A 3,273-nucleotide genomic window follows, 5' to 3' on the forward strand; every position below is an offset into this window, starting at 1 on the left:
GGTCCGGGGATCGGGGGTCTTGCGGTCGATTGCTGGGGAAACGGTTCCGCTCTTGTGCGGCTTGGGGGGAGAGGTCCCTTGTGGTCGCCCGTGGGGTGATCGGTGCGGAAAAGGTGGTGAAGAGGGTTTATCGACTTGTCCTCACGCTTAGGTGCGAATCGGGGCCTCCGGGGTGGTCCGGCGGAGATCCGTGGGCAACTCTGATCTTGCGACGTCGTGAGAGACCGCCGGGGCGGCCGGCCAACTGCCCTGGTGAAAGCCGTAGTCCAGAAAGCTTCACGCAGCTTCACGTACTTCCGGCAGGCAGCCGGTGCGTACCTCTCCTGGAGGAGCAATATGGCAAGCATCCGTACCGCCCGCGTTCTCGCCGCCGTCACCGCCGTCCCGCTCGCGGCCGCCCTCTTCACCGGCCTGGCCGCCGCGGACACCGGAGCCGTCGCGGGCAACGGATCGAACGCGGGCGTCGCCGGTGTCGTCGGCAGCGGCGTCGGACACAACAACAACGGCAACTCGTCCACCAGCCAGCAGCAGGCGGTCGGCAACGGCGCGTCGAACCAGAGCAACAGCGCTCAGGTCAACCGCTCCGCGTTCACGTCCATCCAGCAGGGCAACAGGAACGTCGCCGTCAACTTCACCCCGCTGTGGTGAGACGGGGCGGGCCGACACGCACGCTGGGGAACCGTCGGCCCTGACTCGGTGGGTGTGCTTGTGGGGATGCAACACGCGCCTGCGCGGCGGTGCTTCGGCGCCGCCGCGCAGGTGTCTTCCGGAGGGGAGTGGAGGGGCTCGCACCGTGGTCGCGGGGGATGTGCCGTCGCCGGTGCCCGGGCCTGCGGACGCGGCGCGCCGGGCGTCACCCAGGGGTGAACCCCCACGAGGAGTCCGAGCCTCCTCCACCTACAGGAGGTGCGGTCAACCCCACCCCTACAACCTGAGGCGGACTCCGCTTCGGGACCTGCGGGCGATCCGCCGCGGGGACCGCCGCTTCTAGCGTGGAGCCATGACCACACCCGTCTGCGCCAGCGCGTCCACGGCCGCCGTACCGGCGTCGCAGGGCCTGGTGTACCCGTCGTTCAGCGCGTACGTGCGCCACCGCCGGCCGGTGCTGCTGCGTACCGCCCGGTCGCTGACCGCGAACCCGAGCGACGCCGAGGACCTGCTGCAGACCGCGCTCACCAAGACCTACGCCGCGTGGGAGCGCATCGAGGACCACCGCGCGCTGGACGGCTACGTCCGCCGCGCCCTGCTGAACACCCGTACGTCCCAGTGGCGCAAGCGCAAGGTGGACGAGTTCGCCTGCGACGAGCTGCCCGAGCCGGAGCCCGTGCCCGGCGCCACCGACCCGGCGGAGCAGCAGGCGCTGCGCGACGCGATGTGGCGGGCGATCACCAAGCTGCCCGCCCGGCAGCGGGCGATGGTCGTCCTCAGGTACTACGAGGATCTGTCCGAGGCTCAGACCGCCGAAGTGCTGGGGGTGTCCGTGGGCACGGTCAAGTCGGCGGTGTCCCGCGCGCTCGGCAAGCTCCGCGAGGACGCGGAGCTGGGCTGCGTGCGGTGACGGGGCGGGGCGGGCTTCTGCGCCGGTGGTCAGGTGGTGGGGAGGGTGTCTCCTTGGACGGCTTGGATGTCGAGTTGGATTTTGAGGGTGGTGCCGATGGCGGCGATGCCGGCTTGGAGGACTTGGTTGTAGTTCATGGCGAAGTCTTCGCGGTGGAGTTCGGTGGTGGCGCGGAAGGCTGCGCGGGTGCCGCCCCAGGGGTCGGGTCCGGTGCCGAGGTAGGTGAGGTCGAGGTCGACGGGGCGGGTGTGGCCGTGGAGGCGGAGGTCGCCGTGGAGGGTCCAGCGGTCGGTGCCGGTGGCTTGGAGGTGGGTGGAGTGGTAGGTGATCTCGGGGTGTTGTTCGACGTCGAGGAAGTCGGGGGATTTGAGGTGGGTGTCGCGCAGGGTGTTGCCGGTGTCGATGGAGGCGGTGCGGATGGTGGCTTCGACGCGGGATTTGGTGATGTCGTCGGGGGCGATGTCGATGGTGCCGGTGAAGTCGGTGAAGCGGCCGTGGACGCTGGAGATGCCGAGGTGTTGGGCGGTGGCGGCGATGGTGGAGTGGGCGGGGTCGATGGTCCAGGGGCCGGGGGGTGGTAGTTCGGTGCCGCCTTGGCGGGCGAGGGTGATGGTGCCGATGTCGGCGCGTCCGCTGGCGGTGACGATGGCGCTGGAGGCGGTGGGGGCGTAGCCGACGGCGGTGATGATGACGGTGTAGGCGCCGGGGGTGAGGTGGGTGGTGTCGCGGATGGTGCCTTCGTGGTCGGCTTCGGCGCGTAGTACTTGGGTGCCGGTCATGTCGGTCACCGTGACGACCGCGTGTGACACGGCCCATCCGTCCCGGGTGCGGATCCTCGCGGTCAGTCCCATGCTGGGTGTCTCCATGAAAAGCGTGATAAATCGGTCGGCAAGGGGTCGGCCCGCGGTGGGACGCGCCCTGGTGGGGGCGTTCCGCCGCGGGCCGGGGGTGGACTACTCGCTGGGGTGGGAGAGTTCGATGTCGTGGTCGTCGGTGCCGTGGCCGGTGATGGTCAGGGCGGTGGCGACCGGGGGGTAGCCGGTGGCGATGACGGTGTAGTCGCCGGTGTCGAGGTCGGTGAAGGCGTAGGCGCCGTCGGTGCCGGTGGTGGCGGTGGCGATGACGTTGCCTGCGGCGTCGACGAGGGTGACGCGGGCGTCGGCGAGGGGGCCGTGGGGGGCCTTGACGGTGCCCTGGAGCTGGGCGCCGGTGTCGAGGTCGACCTCGATGCGGGTGATGCCGGTGGTGGTGATGTCGACGGGCAGGGCGCGGGGGCGGTAGCCGGTGGCGTTGACGGCGATGGTGACGGGGCCGGGGACGAGTTCGGTGAAGGTGAACTCGCCCTGGTCGCCGGTGGTGCCGGTGGCCAGGAGGTCGCCGCGGACGTCGGTGACGATGACCATGGCGTCCTTGACGGGCCGGTGGTCGTCGGTGGCGCGGACGGTGCCGGTCAGGCCGCTGGTGCCGCTGAGGAGGATGTCGTAGGTGACGGGGTCGTTGTTGACGACGATGGTGGAGGCCTGGGGCTGGTAGCCGTCGGCGGAGGCGATCAGGACGTAGGAGCCGGCGCCGGGGGCGTTCAGGGTGTAGGTGCCGTCGCTCTGGGCGACGGAGCGGCCCAGCTGGCGTCCGGCCAGGGAGATCAGCGTGATCGCGGCCTGCGGCACCGGAGCGCTCTCCGCACCGCGCACCACACCACGCACCGGAACACCACC

4 protein-coding genes are annotated in these 3,273 nt (G+C 70.6%); 2 read left to right on the forward strand and 2 right to left on the reverse strand.

From position 1 onward, the window contains the following. The first annotated feature begins 336 nt into the window (after positions 1 to 336). Positions 337 to 648 (forward strand): hypothetical protein, encoded by a 312-nt coding sequence (locus GV126_RS30820; protein WP_159672782.1) that lies wholly within the window; start codon positions 337 to 339, stop codon positions 646 to 648. Positions 649 to 1,000: 352 nt separating this feature from the next. Then, entirely contained in the window at positions 1,001 to 1,558 is a 558-nt protein-coding gene (locus tag GV126_RS30825; RefSeq protein ID WP_159672784.1) for a SigE family RNA polymerase sigma factor, read from the forward strand. 29 nt (positions 1,559 to 1,587) lie between these two features. Here GV126_RS30825 and GV126_RS30830 read toward each other — a convergent pair whose 3' ends face one another. Beyond that, positions 1,588 to 2,409, reverse strand: a complete 822-nt coding sequence (locus GV126_RS30830; RefSeq protein WP_159674294.1) for a YceI family protein — start codon at positions 2,407 to 2,409, stop codon at positions 1,588 to 1,590. Between the two features lie 102 nt (positions 2,410 to 2,511). Next, a partial coding sequence (locus GV126_RS30835) for an MSCRAMM family protein (RefSeq protein WP_201299896.1) occupies positions 2,512 to 3,273 on the reverse strand: 762 nt, incomplete at its 5' end.

This window comes from Streptomyces mexicanus (assembly GCF_902506575.1).
Taxonomy (GTDB): Bacteria; Actinomycetota; Actinomycetes; order Streptomycetales; family Streptomycetaceae; genus Streptomyces; species Streptomyces mexicanus.

Excerpts from the sequence above, each read along its gene's own strand:
- GV126_RS30820 (WP_159672782.1), top strand. The coding sequence starts at position 337 with ATGGCAAGCATCCGTACCGCCCGCGTTCTCGCCGCCGTCACCGCCGTC.
- GV126_RS30825 (WP_159672784.1), top strand. The coding sequence starts at position 1,001 with ATGACCACACCCGTCTGCGCCAGCGCGTCCACGGCCGCCGTACCGGCG.
- GV126_RS30830 (WP_159674294.1), bottom strand. The coding sequence starts at position 2,409 with ATGGGACTGACCGCGAGGATCCGCACCCGGGACGGATGGGCCGTGTCA.